This is a genomic window from Acinetobacter sp. 22323 (genome assembly GCF_052044895.1).
GTDB classification, from domain to species: Bacteria; Pseudomonadota; Gammaproteobacteria; order Pseudomonadales; family Moraxellaceae; genus Acinetobacter; species Acinetobacter schindleri.
Genome location: NZ_JBQEOL010000010.1, coordinates 102,161 through 119,557, shown reverse-complemented (window position 1 = coordinate 119,557; position 17,397 = coordinate 102,161). Strand labels below are relative to the sequence as shown.

19 protein-coding genes are annotated in these 17,397 nt (G+C 43.4%); 9 read left to right on the top strand and 10 right to left on the bottom strand.

Annotated elements, in window-relative coordinates:
* Positions 1-226 precede the first annotated feature (226 nt).
* Positions 227-1,258, bottom strand: coding sequence for a lipase secretion chaperone (locus ACTJIX_RS08735; protein ID WP_440611346.1), 1,032 nt, complete (start codon positions 1,256-1,258; stop codon positions 227-229).
* Positions 1,259-1,414: 156 nt separating this feature from the next.
* Here ACTJIX_RS08735 and truB point away from each other — a divergent pair, with 156 nt between their 5' ends.
* The 3 genes from truB (at position 1,415) to ACTJIX_RS08720 (ending at position 3,704) form a co-directional block, all read left to right on the top strand.
* Positions 1,415-2,320, top strand: coding sequence for a tRNA pseudouridine(55) synthase TruB (gene truB, locus ACTJIX_RS08730; protein ID WP_440611345.1), 906 nt, complete (start codon positions 1,415-1,417; stop codon positions 2,318-2,320).
* A gap of 22 nt (positions 2,321-2,342) precedes the next feature.
* Positions 2,343-3,110: a sulfite exporter TauE/SafE family protein gene (locus ACTJIX_RS08725; RefSeq protein WP_071319822.1), complete on the top strand. Its 768-nt coding sequence runs from the start codon at positions 2,343-2,345 to the stop codon at positions 3,108-3,110.
* Positions 3,111-3,236: 126 nt separating this feature from the next.
* Positions 3,237-3,704: a hemerythrin domain-containing protein gene (locus ACTJIX_RS08720; RefSeq protein WP_004809925.1), complete on the top strand. Its 468-nt coding sequence runs from the start codon at positions 3,237-3,239 to the stop codon at positions 3,702-3,704.
* A gap of 65 nt (positions 3,705-3,769) precedes the next feature.
* On the opposite strand, the gene ACTJIX_RS08715 is transcribed toward ACTJIX_RS08720, so the two are convergent.
* The 3 genes from ACTJIX_RS08715 to serA form a co-directional block, all read right to left on the bottom strand.
* Positions 3,770-4,648 (bottom strand): EamA family transporter, encoded by an 879-nt coding sequence (locus ACTJIX_RS08715; RefSeq protein WP_004809922.1) that lies wholly within the window; start codon positions 4,646-4,648, stop codon positions 3,770-3,772.
* A gap of 245 nt (positions 4,649-4,893) precedes the next feature.
* The gene (locus ACTJIX_RS08710) at positions 4,894-5,769 is read right to left on the bottom strand and encodes an EamA family transporter (RefSeq protein WP_440611344.1); all 876 of its coding nucleotides are present in this window, start codon (positions 5,767-5,769) and stop codon (positions 4,894-4,896) included.
* 124 nt (positions 5,770-5,893) lie between these two features.
* Complete coding sequence (gene serA / locus ACTJIX_RS08705; RefSeq protein WP_048881791.1) at positions 5,894-7,126, bottom strand: phosphoglycerate dehydrogenase; 1,233 nt, start codon at positions 7,124-7,126, stop codon at positions 5,894-5,896.
* 354 nt (positions 7,127-7,480) lie between these two features.
* On the opposite strand from serA, the gene ACTJIX_RS08700 reads away from it, so the two are divergent.
* The 3 genes from ACTJIX_RS08700 to ACTJIX_RS08690 all read left to right on the top strand — a co-directional run bounded on the left by ACTJIX_RS08700 (position 7,481) and on the right by ACTJIX_RS08690 (position 10,889).
* On the top strand, positions 7,481-8,890 hold the full coding sequence (locus tag ACTJIX_RS08700; protein WP_071319887.1) for an FAD-binding oxidoreductase: 1,410 nt from the start codon (positions 7,481-7,483) through the stop codon (positions 8,888-8,890).
* A 142-nt stretch (positions 8,891-9,032) separates the two neighbouring features.
* Entirely contained in the window at positions 9,033-9,410 is a 378-nt protein-coding gene (locus ACTJIX_RS08695; protein ID WP_005223419.1) for a hypothetical protein, read from the top strand.
* A 249-nt stretch (positions 9,411-9,659) separates the two neighbouring features.
* Positions 9,660-10,889, top strand: a complete 1,230-nt coding sequence (locus tag ACTJIX_RS08690) for an MFS transporter (protein ID WP_440611343.1) — start codon at positions 9,660-9,662, stop codon at positions 10,887-10,889.
* Positions 10,890-11,139: 250 nt separating this feature from the next.
* Here the strand turns inward: ACTJIX_RS08690 and ACTJIX_RS08685 are convergent, their stop codons facing one another.
* From ACTJIX_RS08685 to ACTJIX_RS08670, 4 genes are all read right to left on the bottom strand, one after another.
* Complete coding sequence (locus ACTJIX_RS08685) at positions 11,140-11,436, bottom strand: DUF3817 domain-containing protein (protein WP_005223415.1); 297 nt, start codon at positions 11,434-11,436, stop codon at positions 11,140-11,142.
* 213 nt (positions 11,437-11,649) lie between these two features.
* On the bottom strand, positions 11,650-12,213 hold the full coding sequence (gene sodC / locus ACTJIX_RS08680) for a superoxide dismutase family protein (RefSeq protein WP_071319829.1): 564 nt from the start codon (positions 12,211-12,213) through the stop codon (positions 11,650-11,652).
* Between the two features lie 128 nt (positions 12,214-12,341).
* On the bottom strand, positions 12,342-13,481 hold the full coding sequence (locus tag ACTJIX_RS08675; RefSeq protein ID WP_004896196.1) for an AI-2E family transporter: 1,140 nt from the start codon (positions 13,479-13,481) through the stop codon (positions 12,342-12,344).
* A gap of 116 nt (positions 13,482-13,597) precedes the next feature.
* Positions 13,598-14,242, bottom strand: a complete 645-nt coding sequence (locus ACTJIX_RS08670) for a ParA family protein (RefSeq protein WP_163170828.1) — start codon at positions 14,240-14,242, stop codon at positions 13,598-13,600.
* Between the two features lie 123 nt (positions 14,243-14,365).
* Here ACTJIX_RS08670 and ACTJIX_RS08665 point away from each other — a divergent pair, with 123 nt between their 5' ends.
* Together ACTJIX_RS08665 and ACTJIX_RS08660 are read left to right on the top strand one after the other, a co-directional pair.
* Entirely contained in the window at positions 14,366-14,842 is a 477-nt protein-coding gene (locus ACTJIX_RS08665; protein WP_034592066.1) for a Holliday junction resolvase-like protein, read from the top strand.
* Between the two features lie 11 nt (positions 14,843-14,853).
* The gene (locus tag ACTJIX_RS08660; RefSeq protein WP_071319831.1) at positions 14,854-15,432 is read left to right on the top strand and encodes a hypothetical protein; all 579 of its coding nucleotides are present in this window, start codon (positions 14,854-14,856) and stop codon (positions 15,430-15,432) included.
* 14 nt (positions 15,433-15,446) lie between these two features.
* Here the strand turns inward: ACTJIX_RS08660 and ACTJIX_RS08655 are convergent, their stop codons facing one another.
* Positions 15,447-16,073, bottom strand: a complete 627-nt coding sequence (locus ACTJIX_RS08655; protein ID WP_071319832.1) for a class I SAM-dependent methyltransferase — start codon at positions 16,071-16,073, stop codon at positions 15,447-15,449.
* A gap of 195 nt (positions 16,074-16,268) precedes the next feature.
* Between ACTJIX_RS08655 and ACTJIX_RS08650 the strand changes: the two genes are divergently transcribed.
* On the top strand, positions 16,269-16,820 hold the full coding sequence (locus tag ACTJIX_RS08650) for a hypothetical protein (RefSeq protein ID WP_004809895.1): 552 nt from the start codon (positions 16,269-16,271) through the stop codon (positions 16,818-16,820).
* Between the two features lie 80 nt (positions 16,821-16,900).
* Here the strand turns inward: ACTJIX_RS08650 and ACTJIX_RS08645 are convergent, their stop codons facing one another.
* Positions 16,901-17,233 (bottom strand): HopJ type III effector protein, encoded by a 333-nt coding sequence (locus tag ACTJIX_RS08645; protein WP_071319833.1) that lies wholly within the window; start codon positions 17,231-17,233, stop codon positions 16,901-16,903.
* Positions 17,234-17,397: the final 164 nt, after the last annotated feature.

Below are 17,397 nucleotides of genomic sequence, written 5' to 3'. Positions count from 1 at the left end.
TCATTTGGGGACATGTTTGACGGAAGGAAGTTTAATTTTAAGTGTATTTTTTATATACACATGTATTTAAATAAAAAGTCTTTGAAATATTTATAATTTGCTTAAGTAAATTTATGTAAAAGAAAATATTTTGAAACAATCATAGAAGTAGCTCCTTGAAGGTCAAGTACAAAATTGTCCAAATGGCATTGATAAAAAAGCCATCAACAGGTGATGGCTTTTAGGCTTAATCTGCGAAGGGTAGCTTACCTCCCTGATCATGTACCTGTTCAAAAGTTTCTACACGTAGACGTTCTTCCGGTTTTTTGAAATGCTGCGCACGTAGCTCTTGAACTGCTTTTTGCTTGGCACTGTCATTCAGGCCGCTTTGCATAATGCTATCACGCTCATTTAAATAGCTGGTCACACTGGACTTCCAGCTCGTGCGTTTACTATCCAGATTTTCCAGACGTTGTGTGGCTTCAGGGCCCACCAGATTTAAACGCATCTGGCGGATTTCTTCAGTCGAGCCACCCCGCGCTTTAATATCTGCGGTCAGTTTGCGTAGATCTTCCAGCTTATTGAGCTGCTCCAGATTTTCCTGCCAATCTTCCGGTAACTGTTGAAACAGTTCTTTCAATTTATGTGCTTTTTCAGCTTCACTTAAGTTCTTATCTGCCAGAACTGCCATACGGTCCAGCGTATATTCATGATAAGTATCTTCGGTACCAAACAGTCCTTCAATTTCATAATTAGAGAAAAATCGTTTACGCAGATTCTGGGTGCTGGTATAGATACTGCGGTAATAGGCAGGATCTTCCTGATTCAGACCGGCAGGTGGGGTTATTTCACCAAGACTCTGACGATACTGCATATAGCGATCCCACAGATCCAGAATCTGGGACAGGGCAGGCTCTTTGTGGTTCTGAGAAATATAGGTCTTAAAGTCCTGCTGAATCTGTTCAATGGTTTTTTCACCGTACTGGGTAATGAAATATTCAAAACAGTTACGGGTCTGTTCATTCACGATCAGGCGATTACTGCTATCCAGCTGCATCTTACAGTTGATTTCGGTATCCTGCTGGCTGGCGCTGGCAAAAAAAGTATTGTTCTGAGCACTGAAATTCAGGGCGTTTGCTTCTGTATCTAGCATGGCTGGCTGAGCGCTACCTGGTTCATGCGCAGTCTGCTTTTCATCCTGAGGGGAAAGCCACAGTAACAGCGTGACCAGACACAGGATCACTAAAGCAATAATGATCCATATTTTATATTTCTGCATGTCCTATGCACCTTTATTTTGTTTTTCTTCAATTATTATCAAGAAATGAATCGGCTCAATATGCCATAAATACAGATTGAATAGCATAGAAAAGTTGTAAAACATTGACCAGGGTTTTACCATTGCGCCAACTTAAAAATTGTCTGATTTTTTGCCATGAAATCTTCATCTCCTAAAATTCAGCGTCGTCATATCAGCGGTGTGTTCCTGTTAAATAAGCCCCTAGGCATCAGCTCAAATGCTGCACTGCAAAAAGTACGCTGGCTGTATCGTGCGCAAAAAGCCGGACACACAGGTGCGTTGGATCCACTGGCATCTGGTTTATTGCCAGTCTGTCTGGGAGAAGCGACCAAGTTTTCGCATTATCTGCTGGATTCAACCAAGCGTTATCAAACGACTATTTTTCTAGGTCATAACACGACTACCGGTGATGTCGAGGGGGAAATCCTGCTTGAACAAGCTGTTCCTGAACTGAATGAACAACTAATCAAGGATACGATTGCCCAATTTGTTGGTGAAATCCAGCAAGTACCACCGATGTATTCAGCACTGAAAAAAGAAGGTCGTCCACTGTATGAGCTGGCGCGTAAAGGTATTGAAATTGAGCGTGAAGCGCGTCCAATTACCATTTATGCCATCGAACTTTTATCTTTTACTGAAAATAGCATCACGCTGGACGTGACCTGTTCTAAAGGCACGTATATCCGTGTACTGGGTGAAGATATTGCTAAGGCATTGGGTACTTATGGTCATCTGACTTATTTGCACCGTACACAAACGGGTCATTTTGACATCATTCCAAGTTATACCATTGAATATCTGGAAAGCCTGAGCGAAGAAGAGCGTGAAGCTTTATTGCTACCGGCTTATGCACCCGTGCAGCATTTTCCGCAGGTTCAAGTGCCAGAAGGCCGTGCTGAATATTTTAGCCATGGTATGGAAAGCAATATTGATCATCCGGCAGAACCTCAAGTGTTGGTCTTTGATGGTGAGAAATGCCTGGGACTGGCCGAAATCACCGATAAAAAACGTCTGGTGCCGAAGCGTGTGTTAAATCTCTAGTAAATATTAAGAGAAAGTTGATATGGACATCGAGATCATCATCAGTCTGATTGGCTTTGCCTTTATGGCAGGGGCAATTGATGCCGCCGTCGGTGGTGGTGGTCTGATCCAGATTCCAGCGATTATGAGCAGCTTACCATATCTGCAGCCAGCGACCGTGTTCGGTACCAATAAGCTGGCTTCCATTTTCGGCACTGCCTCTGCGGCACTTTCTTATTTGCGACAGGTAAAATTGCCGTGGGCTTTGCTCGGCGTGGTTGCCTTATGTAGCTATATCAGTTCTTTTGCTGGCGCGGCCAGCGTTACGCTAATTCCGGTCGATATTCTCAAGCCTTTTGTGTTGGTCATGCTGATCGTGATCGCGGTCTATACTTTCATGAAAAAACAGTTCGGCCGGGTACATGTCGAGCAAAAATTGACACGGAAAATGCTGATGTTCGCTGCCATTGGTAGCTTGATGATCGGGTTCTATGACGGAATTTTTGGTCCGGGCACGGGCAGTTTCTTTATCTTTTTCTTTATCCGTTATCTGAGCGTAGATTTTTTACATGCGTCAGCACTTTCGAAAATTGCCAATTTCACCACGAATCTGGCCGCACTGAGTTTCTTTATTCCAACAGGTCATGTGCTGTTTATGGTCGGTGCCATGATGGCGGTGGCGAATATTGCAGGCTCGATCGTTGGGGTGAAACTGGCCTTTAAATATGGCAGTGGTTTTATCCGGATTCTGTTTCTCATACTGGTCAGTTTACTAATCTGCCGGATGGCTTATCAGATGTTTTTGATTTAAAAATAGATGTAAACCATTCTCGATATTAAAGTTTTTTATACAATTTCTACTTATAAAACCTCCTGAACCCTTGCCATTTCCTCTTTATGATGCAAAAAGGCATGACAAAAACAGGAGAAAAATTACATGACCACCATTTTTGAAGCACTCAGGGAAAGTCATGAAATTCAGCGTGATCTCGCTGAAAAATTATTACAAACTTCCGGGGATACGGCAGAACGCCGTGAGTTGTTCAAGCAGCTTAAAAACGAACTCTTTGCCCATGAAACCGCAGAAGACCGCTATTTCTATATTCCATTGATGATGACTGATTCGGGATTGAATATTACCCGTCATGCCTTGGCAGAACATCATGAAATGGATGAGATGATTGAAGAGCTGACTGCAACCGAATTTAGTAATCCGGGCTGGATTGCGATTGCCAAAAGACTTTCAGAAAAGGTTCATCATCACTTAAAAGAAGAAGAACATGGCTTCTTTCAGCAGGCAGGTAAAATTCTTGGAGAAGAGCAAAAGACCGCTTTAGCTGTGCAGTACAAGAATGAATATCAGCGTTATAAAGATATGAAAAAAGACATGCTGGTACAAAGTTAAGTTTTAAATTCAAAACTTAGAATATAAAAAAGATGGCTGTTCAGCCATCTTTTTTTAAGAGATCTTTAAGCTGTTTTTGCCTTTCTGGCCTGACGTGCAGCACGTAATGTGACCCCGACAGAAGCCAGCATAATACAGGCCAAAGCAATCCATTGTAATACGCCGATACGTTCACCAAGCAGGATAAAACCGGTTAAGGCTGCCAGCGCAGGAGAAAGGCTGGACAGTGTGCCATAGCTCATCTTGTTCAGCTGTTTAAGTGCTTTCAGATCCAGCGCATAGGGAATCGCTGTTGCCAGAATTGCAATAGTAATGGCTTTGCCCCAATGCTGGGTATCGAGAACTGCTGCCGCATTGTGATATAGCCCGAATGGGAGTAAACACAGCGCAGAAATACTGATGGCAATGGTCAGGGCATGCATACCCATATTCTGCTGTACCACACGCTGACCAAAGAAAATATAGAAGGCCCAGCATAGACCAGCACCTAATGCACAGGCAGCACCCAGCAGGTCAAACTGATGATTGGCAGCTTGTCCCCATGGCACCATCAATGCGATTCCTAAAATGGCCAGAATTACCCAGATATAATCACTGCGATTTTTAATCGATAACAGTGCCAGCCCTAGTGGTCCTACAAATTCCAGGCCGACTGCAATCCCTTGAGGCAGTCTGCCCAGTGACATATAAAACAGGATATTCATCAGGCCCAGTGCTGCACTGTAGCAGAGTAAATCTTTCCATTTGAGATAGGGCAGTCGCGAGATAATTTTCCAGGAACGGAACATCACACAGACAATAATGGCGGCAAAACATAGACGCAAAATGGTTACTGTCAGCGGGTCCAGTACAGTAAATAATTGCTTCGCAAAGGATGCACTGATCTGGTATGAAGTCATGGATAAAACCATGTACAACACAGCAAGGAGTTGGGCGTTTGGCATGGGAGTTTGATATGCCAGGCAGGCACAGAATTCAGGTCAGGGAGAAAGGCAGATTATAGCAAACTGGTTAATTTTTGATGAGTAGGCGGAGAGAATATTTTGTGAACCGCTGCCTTAAATTTAAAGCAAATGAATTTAAATTTTTAAGCTCCATAAATGACCAGAAAATTTTAAATTCAAAGTGTAAAAATCACTGCGCAAAACTTTGAATTTAAAAATTCCTACAGTAGAAAATGATCAATGATTTAAATATTTTTATTTTTGCGCTTTTGCATGGTCACCGTACAGCCAATTGAAGCGCTAATGATTGTGCCTAATGCCAGCCATTGGGTCCATAATAAAGTTTCATCCAAAAAGATAAAACCGGAAAATGCTGCAATTGCAGGTTCCAGACTCATCAAGGTTCCAAAACTCAAAGCCGTTAAATTTCTAAGTGCAATCATTTCCAGAGTAAAGGGCAGCGCACTGGCCAATATTGCCAGAGCTAAAAAGTACATCAGGCTGATCGGTTCAAAAGTATGAGCTGGCATTCCTGCAAAGAGTGCAATTGGCATCAGTACCAGCATACCGACAAACATGCCTAAGCACACGGTATGGTTGCCGGAAACACCAGAAGGCTTCTGTCCCGCGACGATATACAGTGCCCAGCAGGCACCTGCACTCAAGGCAAATAGAATACCAATCGGATCAAGCTGCTGTGCAGCCTGATCAAAGGGAAACAGCAGTACCAGTCCTAGAATTGCCAGTCCGACCCAGATAAAATCAAATTTCTGCCGAGCATGAAATAGCGCCACACTGAGTGGTCCAATAAATTCAAAAGAAACTGCAATACCAAGTGGCAGGCGATCAATCGCCAGATAGAACAGCATATTCATGCCAGCCAGCGCTAAGCCATAACTGATAATCGCTGACCATTTCACCTGACGGAAATTGATTTTCCAGATTTTAAAAATCAACGCCAACACGGCTGCACCTAAGAGCAGGCGCATGGCTGAAACGGTCAGGATCGGGAACTGGCCAAACAGATATTTGGCAAAGGAGCCACTGCTTTGCATGCTGATCATGGCGATCAGCAAAATCAGTGGCGCTTGCACCATCGGTGCAATTTTAAAATCTGGCATGACTAAATTTGGCTTCGAAGTAATCGAATACTGCGCACAGGAGCGGACTGTACTCAGGGAAAATAAATCCCTAAAAAATAAAAAAAACCGCAGACCGAAGCCTGCGGTTTTTTCAGTAGTTGAATTAGAACAATACGCGTACGCGAATCGTGCCTTCAACTTCGTGTAGCGTATCAAGTGCTTCTTTAGATGCAGTCGCATCTACATCCATTACGAGGTAACCTACATCACCTTTGGTCATTAAAGACTGACCAGAGATGTTGATGCCGTGTTCAGCAAACAGATTGTTAATCTTAGACAGAACACCCGGGATGTTTTTGTGGATGTGAAGCAGACGGTGTTTGCCTTCAGTCAATGGAAGCGCAATTTCTGGGAAGTTCACCGCAGAAAGTGTCATACCTTTGTCAGAATAGGCCACGAATTTTTCAGCAACTTCCAGACCAATATTCGCCTGAGCTTCCATAGTAGAACCGCCCACGTGTGGAGTCAGAATCACGTTTGGAATGTTACGCAGTGGAGAAACGAATTCTTCACCGTTCGCTTTCGGCTCTTTCGGGAATACGTCAACCGCGGCACCTGCAAGGTGACCTGCTTTCAGTGCATCCGCCAAGTCTTCGATCACAACACAGGTACCACGTGCCGCGTTAATGAAGATAGAACCTTCTTTCATTTGCGCGAACTGGTCTTTGGTCATGAAGTTACGTGTAGACGGAACATCTGGCACGTGTAGAGATACCACGTCAGCATTTGCCAAAAGTTCACCTAATGAACCGACCTGACGTGCATTACCTAAAGGCAATTTAGTCACTGTATCGAAGTAGATGACTTTCATACCCATGCTTTCAGCAAGCACAGAAAGTTGTGAGCCGATTGAACCGTAACCTACGATACCTAAAGTCTTACCACGTGTTTCGAATGAACCTACAGCAGATTTGTTCCAGCCGCCTGCATGTGTATCTGTCGATTTTTCAGGTACACGGCGAAGAAGAAGAATTGCTTCAGCAAGTACAAGTTCAGCAACCGAACGAGTATTTGAATATGGTGCGTTGAATACCGGAATACCACGACGCATTGCTGCATCCAGATTTACCTGGTTGGTACCGATACAGAAACATCCTACCGCGATCAGTTTGTTCGCAGCTTCAAACACTTCTTCAGTGAGCTGAGTACGGGAACGGATACCAATGAAGTGCGCATCTTTGATCGCTTCTTTCAGTGCTTCACCCTCAAGCGCCGTTTTGCGATAGTCGATGTTGGTATATCCAGCTGCATTCAATGTGTCGATTGCGTTCTGGTGAACGCCTTCTAGCAATAGAAAACGGATTTTATCTTTAGGTAGAGATAGATGTTGGCTCATTACGGCTCCGCTACAAAGGCCAAATTTAGTCGCGGTATAATAGCATAGGAAAGTACCTGATTTACATTTCCTTCGTGACGTGAATATCAGGTATTTTTGCAAGTGATATTGGTGAAAATGATGATTCTGGTTGAATTAAACTATCATTTTCAAAGGTATATTAGCTAAATTGTCATTTTTTCAGGGAATCGCCTAAAAATAGCTTATAATATTGCGCCATGCTTTTAAAGCAGCCCGTTTTGATGCTTTAATGGTCATGTATCGTCTGAATTTCATACAGGCCTTGATGCCTGAAAAATATGCGAATGAACAGACGACCTCTCTCTTGTTTACTTCATGCTAGGTCTGCAAACGATGAATGCTCCAGTCGCTTTAACCCCTGAGTTATTGACCCAATTGACTGCAATTGTGGGTGAAAACCGTATTAAAACCGATACGGACAGCCTCCAGAATTGGGGTCGCGATCATACTAAGCACTTTGATCCAAACCCGTCAGTCATCGTTTTCCCATCAACCACTGAGCAGGTTCAAGACATCGTAAAATTGGCGAACCAATTTAACGTTGCAGTGACACCATCAGGTGGTCGTACTGGTCTTTCTGCAGGTGCAGTGGCTGCCAACGGCGAGATCGTAGTCAGCATGGACAAGATGAACCAGATTCTGGAATTCTTCCCGGCAGACCGTATGGTACGCGTGCAGGCAGGTGTCGTGACTGAACAGTTGCAAAACTATGCTGAAGAACAGGGTATGTACTACCCGGTAGATTTTGCGTCTGCGGGTTCATCGCAAATTGGCGGTAACATCGGGACCAATGCTGGCGGCATTAAAGTGATCAAATATGGCATGACCCGTAACTGGGTACTTGGCCTGACTGTGGTAACCGGTAAAGGGGATATCCTGCGCCTGAACAAAGGCATGATCAAGAATGCAACCGGTTATGCACTACAACACTTATTCATCGGTGGTGAAGGTACGCTGGGTCTAGTGACTGAAGCAGAAATTAAATTAGAACGTCAACCACAAGATTTACAAGTGATGGTACTGGGTGTGCCTGACTTTGAAGCAGTGATGCCAGTGCTCCACGCTTTCCAGGCAAAAATTGATTTAACCGCATTTGAGTTCTTTGGTGAACTGGCAATGCAAAAAGTCCTGGCCAATGGACATGTACAGCGTCCATTTGAAACTGAATGCCCATTCTATGTATTGCTTGAGTTTGAAGCGCCATTTGAGCCGATTATGGACAAGGCGATGGAAATCTTCGAGCATTGTATGGAGCAGGGCTGGGTATTGGACGGCGTGATGAGCCAAAGCCTTGATCAGGTAGAAAGCTTATGGCGTTTACGCGAAGACATTTCAGAATCTATTGCGCCATTTATTCCATATAAAAATGACATTTCAGTTCTAATCACTCACGTCCCAGCATTTATTAAAGAAATTGATGCGATTGTTTCTGAGAACTATCCTGACTTTGAGATCTGCTGGTTCGGTCATATTGGTGACGGTAATTTACACCTAAATATCTTAAAACCTGCTGATTTGTCTAAAGATGAATTCTTTGCCAAATGTCAGGTCGTAAACAAGTACGTATTTGATACCGTGAAAAAATATGACGGTTCAATTTCTGCGGAACATGGTGTAGGTATGACCAAAAAGCCATATCTTGAATATTCACGTTCAGCTGAAGAAATCGAATATATGAAAGCCCTGAAAAAAGTGTTCGATCCGAAAGGCATCATGAACCCGGGTAAATTATTCGATCTTTAATCTGGTCAAATTTACAAAAGCGCATCGAAAGGTGCGCTTTTTTTATTGTTGTGTAATCACACTTACATTGTCTCAATAGTCGGCAAAAAGAAAGCCCGGCATCATAGTTTTTGATAATAAAGACAACAATGGAAACAAGACCATGCTACGAATAATTTTATTGGCAACTTTGACTTTGGGTGTGGCTGTAACAGGTGGTTGTGCAACGACGCAGGATACAATTTTTAAATTACAGTCACCAGATACCCCACTAGAGCAGGTTTTAAAATTGCGCCCTGAACTGCGTGAGAACATTGCAACAGTGGAACTACGTCAATTCTTTAATAATATAGAGTCACCTACTGCAGGTCAGGTGAAAGTGACAGAAACCGGGCTGAAAGATGATTCGGTAAAAGCCATTCAAACCATTTATCACTTTAAGCTGGATGGTCGTCAGTGGGAGCTGGTCAATATTCAGAAAGCTTATCAATGCTTGCGGGGAAATGATAAGAAAAAATTCCAGCAAGAGCCGTGTCCATAATATTGTTTGCTCTTTAAACAGGTTTTAGTTAAAAGCGTATTTTAAGGATGCGCTTTTTTCTTTTTTTAAAGAATGGCTTAATTTATTTTAAATTTATAAAAACGCAACTTATAGAAGTTATTAAATAGTTATATTTAGATAGACTTAACCCAAAAAGCTTTAAACAATAAACTCTGCTACACTTCGCTCAATTTTTTAAATTCAGCTCTTTTAAAATTCTAAAAAGAGTAAATGAGCCTTAACTCTTCCATGCAAAATATTCAAACGACAAAACTCACCCGTGCCACCATTATGTTCCCGTTGGCGCTGGTACTGTTTGAGTTCTCCGTCTATATCGGCAATGACCTGGTACAACCCGCCATGCTCGCTATTACCAAAGAGTTTGGTGTGAGCAGTACCTGGGCGCCGTCGTCCATGTCTTTTTATTTATTGGGTGGGGCATTTATTGCGGCTGTGCTTGGGCCCTTATCAGATCGACTCGGTCGTAAAACTGTATTACTCGGTGGTGTCGCTTTCTTTGTTATAACTTGTCTGGCAATTCTGTTTGCTCCGAATATTGAAAGCTTTATTGCACTGCGCTTTTTACAAGGCTTCGGCCTGTCTGTGATCGGTGCAGTAGGTTATGCCGCAATTCAAGAAACCTTTGAAGAACGTGATGCCATTAAAGTCATGGCACTCATGGCAAATGTGTCTTTGCTCGCACCATTGTTGGGGCCTGTGCTCGGTGCCTTTATGATTGAGCATGTATCCTGGCATTGGGGCTTTATCGGCATAGCCTTCTTGGCTTTTTTGAGCTGGTTTGGTCTTAAAGCCAAAATGCCTGACCCTCAAATCAGTCGGGTTAAACAGCCGCTAAGTTATATCTGGGATGACTTCAAAGAAATACTAAAGAATAAGCGCTTTGTGACACTAACCATGTCATTGCCTACCATCTGCATGCCGTTAATGCTGTGGATTGCACTGTCTCCAGTCATGCTGGTCGAGCATTTGGGCCTGACCAGTATGCAGTATGGTTTGGCCCAGATTCCAGTCTTGGGCGGCCTGATTGCAGGTAATCTGGTCCTGCTGAAAATCATCGACAAAATGCCCTTAGGTCACACTGTCATGCGTGCCGTCCCGCTGATGTTTATTGGAACATTGGTCATCGTCGCGGGGCTGTTTATTCCAGACTATTTTGTACACTGCCTGATTCTTGGCATGACTCTAATCAGTTTCGGTGAAGGCTTGAGTTTTTCGGTTATTTACCGTTTTGCTTTGATGTCTTCTGAAGTGTCTAAGGGCACCGTAGCAGCTGCATTATCTGTACTGATGATGCTGAGCTTCTTCGCTGTGATTGAGCTGGTTCGGGTGATTTATGAAGCTTATGCTATTTGGGGTTATAGTATTTCTTGTACTGTGCTGATTGCACTGTGGTTTGGCATTCCAAGAGTATGTTTAAAGACACTGATGGCAGAAAGAAAGGAAAGAGGGGAGTTTTGATATTATTTTCTTAATAACCTCACCTTAACCCTCTCCTGAGAGGAGAGGGAACATTCATTATAAATTTAATAGTTTTTGGAATTCAGAATAGAAAGTGAAAAAATATAAGAAGTCCTCTCTCCCTATGGGAGAGAGTTAGAGAGAGGGAAATATTAATAAAATAATCTTCCCCTTGCGCTGCAGTACTGCTCATCTCTTAAAAGGAGAGGGAATATCCATTATCCATTTGATAATGATTGCAATCCCAAAATTAAGCTTCAGCCGGCTGCTCCAGTTTTTTCAATTTCATATCAAAGATAAATGGCCCAAATGGCAGAATTGAAGCGATCAGGCCCATAATAAACATACTGAGTGACCATTTCTGTTTTTCACATACCGCAAACAGTACTACCAGAAAAAGAATAAATAACACGCCATGCCCCATGCCGATATATTTCACCAAAACAGGATTGTCCATCATGTACTTCACTGGCATGGCGATAAATAACAACAGCAGGAAAGAAATACCTTCAATCAGACCAACAAGGCGTAGGGTTTTGATGTTCATAAGCAAGTCAGAATATTTGGAAACTCTACGAGTGTAGCCGATATAAGTAGCAGAATAAATAGGCTTTATAACTATAAGTAATTGTATTTAAAATAAATAATTCAGAGTTGTGTGGTTGGTTTTAGCTATATTTTTATATTGGTAAAATGATCTGTATGATTTATAAGATATAAAAAAGCACCTCCGGGAAGGTGCTTTGCTCTAGTCAATGAATTAGATCACGCCACAGGCAATACGGTCACCACCACCGCCAAGTGGTTTAGGTGAATCAGAGTAGTTATCACCACCGGCATGAACCATGATGGCACGGCCTTGAACATCAGCCAGCTTTAAGCGTGGTGCAACCACAGTCACTTTTGCAGTACCATCAGCAGCTACTTTCAGCGCTGGCAAGTCACCGAGATGACCACTCATTGGCGTACCGTGATTCGGTGACTGATTGGTATTCAGGTGACCGCCCGCAGCAATTGCAGCGCCGACTTTACCGTCTTTTTCAGCAGGTGCACATGAACCATTTTCATGGATATGGAAACCACGTTCACCCGCAGGCAAGTTGCTTAAATTGGTACGAATCACCAGACCCGCCGGACTATCAGCCAGATAAACCATACCAATCGACTGACCCACACCTTGTGGAGATACAGCATTTACCGTAACCGCTTTCATATTGTCGATACTTGGTTGAGTCGAAGAGGTTGCACAACCAGTGAACAGGGCCGCACTGATGATACCCAGTGCAGATAACTTGAACATTGATGACTTAAACAATGCAGACATGATATGGCATCCCATACTTATTTTGATTTTGTGTCCTCATTGAAACAGAGAATTTATGACAATTCTATATGGATTAAGCACTTAAATGTTTTAGCTTTGTAATGCGATATAAGCGCTGCCAACACCACTTAAAGTGACGATGTTGGTGGATCTTTCTTTTCTTCTTCCAGATCATAGGCCAGCGTGGCTTTCGGCATCATCAGCGGTTCATTCTGGCCATTTTCATGCAGCCATTCACGCCAGATTGCCAGTAGTACAGCCAGAATCACTGGACCGATAAATACCCCAATCAGACCGAAGCTGGCAATACCACCAAGTACACCAAACATGATCAGCAGGAATGGAATCTGGGTCGCGCCGGAAATGACCAATGGACGAATCACGTTATCGGCCGTGCTGACGATACAGACGCCCCATGCCATCACGCCAATCGCTTCGATGGTTTGGCCTTGTGAAAATAGCCAGAGGGATACTGCACCATACGCCATAGGTGGGCCAAACGGAATCAGGGCAAAAATAAAAGTAATAATGGTCAGAACCATCGGGTTTGGCACACCTGCGACGAAGTAACTCACACCCGCAAGGAGGGCCTGTGCAATTGCAGTCAGTCCGACACCATAGACCACGGCACGCGTGGTATCAGAAATGGTATCCAGATAATGATGCACACGTGGGCCAATCACTTTTTCTAAGGCTTTGCTGACCTGTTTCAGAATGATTTCGCCATCACGGTAGAAAAAGAACAAAGACAGCATCGCAAAACCTAATTTAATCAGGTTTTTGCTGATTTCATTAAATACCACTTTACCGTAGTTCAGGTGCCCCTGAATCCAGATAGAAATATTCTGGACAATGCTGTTCGGGTCGTTATTGATATCACGCAAGGTACGGGAAATTTCCTTACCTACGAGGGGCAGATTACGAATAAAGTCTGGAACATTGAGATGACCAGAAAAGACCTGTTTCTGTAATTCGTAATACAGGCTACGACCTTCATGTTGCAGCAGGAAGATGGCAAATGTTAATGGAATACCAACCACCAGCGTTACCATAATCATCATGATAATCGCACTCAGGTTCGGTCTTGAACCGACAGAGCGTTTGATAGACTGATACAGAGGCCAAGTCATATAGGCAATAATGGCTGCCCAAACTACAGGTACAATAAAGTATTTGAGTACATTAAAACTCAAATAAAGTAGGATAAAAAATAATCCAAACAATAAAACTTTTTGTAATGTAGGCGCGTATTGTTGCACTGAATTCAATGACTCATTCCTTAGGTCTGTCAGGCATATTAACTGAAAAAAAGCCGGGCGCAAATGTACACTGACAAAGTTATACGGATTCTTTTATCAAAAAAAAGATATCGTACGCTGTGAGTTTAGAACCACTGGGCTGGATCATCGATAATGGTATTTAATACAGGTTGCCATTGTGCCTGCATTTCCCGGTAAATTTTTTGCGGTTTATCGAAAATCGACAGTCCTTCCATCGCCAGACGTCCATATGGTGCACGTTCAGAAATCCATGCCACTGGCTGCTGTTCAATCCGGTCAAAGAACTGCTGAATTTCCTGATTCGATGCTGCATTCGGCCTGTTACGATTTGCCAGAAGCAGGATCTGGACTTTACCTTTACGAATCCGCTTGATCTCCTGAAGATGTTTAAGAAAACGGCGGGTCGAATCGATATCAAAAAATGAAGGCTGTAAAGGAATGATAATGGCATGTGCTTCACTGACCAGTTGTTCCGCATGCTCACCATTTAAAGCGCCTGGCGCATCAATGATCAGGTATTCGATTTTCTTGGGTGCATCGCCAATAGATTTAGGACTACGCCAGTCCAGACTCTGAATTGGTGCAGCATTTTCAGGGCGATGTTTTAGCCATTGCAGTGCAGATTTCTGGTTGTCGGCATCAGCAAGCGCAACCTTGTAACCTTTTTGGGCCAGTGCTGATGCTAGGCTGATGGCAGTCATTGTCTTGCCACAACCACCTTTCTGATTTGCAACTAAAATTGTTTTCATGAGTCGGGGTGATTTATTTATGTACATTGCTAGCATATCATTCTTTTCTGATCGGCAGATGGCGGAAAACCTCGACTTCAGTCGAATCTAACCATAACTTAAGTGAAAATTAAGGAAGATTGAATGTCCATATGGATGGCAATGTTAATAGGAGCGTGTATCGGGATTGTGCTGACCACACTAATTCTGGGGCAAAGCCGTAATGGCCGCATCAAGGCAGAATATGAACACTACATTGCCGAGCTGGAACTAGAACATCAGCAGGCCCTGACCGCGGCCCAGAAGCGTAGTGTGAATACCAGCCGTGCTGTACTCAAGGGGAAAATGGCCGAACAGTTGGCACCGATTATGCCTGAATTTCAATATTTACCCAGTGATGCAAAGTTCTTGGGTGATCCGGTAGATTATGTAGTTTTTGATGGTTATACCGACTTCCGTGATGGTGATGGTCTGGCTGAAGATATTGAAGTGGTGCTGATCGATATCAAGAGTGGTGGCGCACGGCTGAGCAAAGGGCAACAGGCAATTGCCCGGGCAATTCAGGAAGGACGGGTACGCTTTGAAACCATCCGTATCGATTTTGAAGAATTCGAGGATTAGGAAAAGATCATATGGATAAATTACTGATCACCGCAGCACTATTCGCATTTGGGATCTGGGTCTGGTCAGAGTATTTTCGCGCCATCCCTCATCTGGAAGAAAGCGGCGTCCTTAAGAATTTTAAGGTAGAAGCGGTGCAGCCTGTTTCAGCAACGTATACAGTGCTGGATAAATCGTTTATCAAACCAAACCGTCGGGTCTTGCATCAGGCCAGTCCCTTTGTGGGTACTTTTAATGATCTGGCCTATGTCAGCAATATTGATGTCTTGCTGGCGACTCAGCCTTTGCCCACTATGCAGGCCAGACTGCAGCTCGATCAGCCAAAACGCTGCTTCCAGATTGAAGGTGCGGTCACTACAGCGGAGCAAGAAGCCATTAAAACCCATGTACAGCATTTTAGCCTGATTGCCGCCAATGAAAATATTGCCAATCAGATTCGCCGTCTGAAATCAGGACAGCAGGTTCATCTTCAGGGTGACATTGTCACTGTACAGTCGGGTACTACAGGTCAGGCTTTTCAGGCAGGAATCGGGTCGAAACATCGCGCCCAATGTCAGTTGCTTAAAGTGCATGCTATTCAGGTGAATTGATTTTATTTAATGCATCAAACAGGCTTACGTGCCCGGGCCAGCAACATACGCTGTCCAATACTTGGAATACCAGCGGCATCGACATATTTTACTTCATCCAGTTCAAAACCAGCTTCAAGTAAAGCAGTTTCAATATCCCGATCAAGATGGCAGCCATCCGCGACTTTCTTCTGAATCGGAGTCAATAAATACTGTAAACGCTGCACGTTCAGATTCTGCCGATTCAGTACATGTTCTACTACATGCAAAGTTCCACCTGGCATCAGTACCCGGTAAATCTCCTTTAGGCTTTGATGCAGATCAGGAATACTGCAGAGAGTCCAGGTTGAAACTACATTTTCCAGCTGATCACGATCAAAAGGTAATACTTCAGCACTGGCAAGAATGTGCTCAACCACAAAAGGCGCTACCTGAATCCGCTCTTGGCCTAATTTAAAAATTTCGAGATTAGGCTCTAAGGCATAGACAGTATCTACGCCTTGATAGAAGGGCAGATTCAGCCCGGTACCGAAACCGATTTCCAGAACTTCACCAGAAACCCCAAGTAACAGTTCACGGCGCAGATCCATGAGTGATGCGGTTTGCATGACCTGATTTAGCAGGTGCGGGAAAATATGTTTTTGATAAAGTTTATACAGCATGATTTTAGGTTCAATTTATTGCTGGATTGCGCTTAGCTTAACCGAAAATTCCTTGGTAAATATAATTTTTAGTACGACTCATTCATAGCACATTGTTACCAATTTCAACTATTTCCTTCATAAGTTCGCGCTAAGATATTTGGTAAACAGATGAACTGAGATGGTTGGGATAAAAGCAAGATGAGGTTGAAAAGCATGAAGCATATTGCCCTGTGTCTGGGTCTGATGCTACCGGTGCTGTCACAGGCATCCGTAGAACATAATATTGCCAAAGGCTTGCCACCCGTGGCAAAAGGCCAGTCAATTTCGGTATTGCAGCCGTTTAAAGGTGATTTCCGGATTTTGGGTTCAAAAATTTATAATAATGATCCACAAGCCAAGTTTTCTCCGATTGATTATGCAGTAAGTTGGGGACTATTCGCTGAACCGGAAATTGCCCGGCATATCACGGTAAACCAGTATGACCGCTATCTGAACTGGAAAATGGATCGTATTCCAGTGCCTAAAGCACAGGCCATGCAGATGGTATCCAATATGCATATCATTCCTGCCAATCCGCAGATTGCCAAAGCCATTAAACAGGTCAAACGTGGTGATCTGGTCCGCTTGAAAGGCGAGCTGGTTGAAGTGCGAGATAAAGATCTGGTGTGGACCTCATCATTGACTCCGACTGATACAGGTGATGGTGCATGTGAAGTGTTTCGTGTCAATTCAATTCAGTGGATTGAAAAGGTACAACGTAGCTAGTGATAACAGTTCATTCATGGCAATTTATAGGAAAAGAAAACCGCTCAAAGGAGCGGTTTTTTTATAGCTTGATTGAGCATTTATTTAGCAGCTAGCGCTTCGCCTTCAAACTGAATGCCATCCCAGCCATTGATCATGAACTGACGGATATTCTGGTGGTCGGTCGCTTCAGGCGTTGCCAGTACTGCGGCATAGTGTTCAGCAAACAGACTTAAGGTTTGCGCCTGATCCAGACCATTCAATTTAGCAAAAGAGAATACTTTTGCACTACCCTGGTTTTCAGTAGCAGCATTGGCTTGTTGACCATTTTTAAAAGCTGTTGGTGTGTGCTGATAGCGTGCATCAATGAATGCAATTACATCAGCAAATTTTGCTTCGCCAGCAGCCAATTGAGCCAGTAATTCCTGAGCCATGGGGTTTCCCTCTAGAACTTAAATAAATATGAATGGTGTCGAATATACCAATTTTTTGGCAAAGATCCATGTTCATTGTGCAATTTTAGGTGCATGATGTTATTCATTATTCTCGCCCAATATAAGGGCTGATGACGTATTCAGGATTGAAGGATAACGGAGAG

Coding starts and splice junctions, on each gene's coding strand:
- ACTJIX_RS08735 (WP_440611346.1), bottom strand. CDS start 1,258: ATGCAGAAATATAAAATATGGATCATTATTGCTTTAGTGATCCTGTGT.
- truB (WP_440611345.1), top strand. CDS start 1,415: ATGAAATCTTCATCTCCTAAAATTCAGCGTCGTCATATCAGCGGTGTG.
- ACTJIX_RS08725 (WP_071319822.1), top strand. CDS start 2,343: ATGGACATCGAGATCATCATCAGTCTGATTGGCTTTGCCTTTATGGCA.
- ACTJIX_RS08720 (WP_004809925.1), top strand. CDS start 3,237: ATGACCACCATTTTTGAAGCACTCAGGGAAAGTCATGAAATTCAGCGT.
- ACTJIX_RS08715 (WP_004809922.1), bottom strand. CDS start 4,648: ATGCCAAACGCCCAACTCCTTGCTGTGTTGTACATGGTTTTATCCATG.
- ACTJIX_RS08710 (WP_440611344.1), bottom strand. CDS start 5,769: ATGCCAGATTTTAAAATTGCACCGATGGTGCAAGCGCCACTGATTTTG.
- serA (WP_048881791.1), bottom strand. CDS start 7,126: ATGAGCCAACATCTATCTCTACCTAAAGATAAAATCCGTTTTCTATTG.
- ACTJIX_RS08700 (WP_071319887.1), top strand. CDS start 7,481: ATGAATGCTCCAGTCGCTTTAACCCCTGAGTTATTGACCCAATTGACT.
- ACTJIX_RS08695 (WP_005223419.1), top strand. CDS start 9,033: ATGCTACGAATAATTTTATTGGCAACTTTGACTTTGGGTGTGGCTGTA.
- ACTJIX_RS08690 (WP_440611343.1), top strand. CDS start 9,660: ATGCAAAATATTCAAACGACAAAACTCACCCGTGCCACCATTATGTTC.
- ACTJIX_RS08685 (WP_005223415.1), bottom strand. CDS start 11,436: ATGAACATCAAAACCCTACGCCTTGTTGGTCTGATTGAAGGTATTTCT.
- sodC (WP_071319829.1), bottom strand. CDS start 12,213: ATGTCTGCATTGTTTAAGTCATCAATGTTCAAGTTATCTGCACTGGGT.
- ACTJIX_RS08670 (WP_163170828.1), bottom strand. CDS start 14,242: ATGAAAACAATTTTAGTTGCAAATCAGAAAGGTGGTTGTGGCAAGACA.
- ACTJIX_RS08665 (WP_034592066.1), top strand. CDS start 14,366: ATGTCCATATGGATGGCAATGTTAATAGGAGCGTGTATCGGGATTGTG.
- ACTJIX_RS08660 (WP_071319831.1), top strand. CDS start 14,854: ATGGATAAATTACTGATCACCGCAGCACTATTCGCATTTGGGATCTGG.
- ACTJIX_RS08655 (WP_071319832.1), bottom strand. CDS start 16,073: ATGCTGTATAAACTTTATCAAAAACATATTTTCCCGCACCTGCTAAAT.
- ACTJIX_RS08650 (WP_004809895.1), top strand. CDS start 16,269: ATGAAGCATATTGCCCTGTGTCTGGGTCTGATGCTACCGGTGCTGTCA.
- ACTJIX_RS08645 (WP_071319833.1), bottom strand. CDS start 17,233: ATGGCTCAGGAATTACTGGCTCAATTGGCTGCTGGCGAAGCAAAATTT.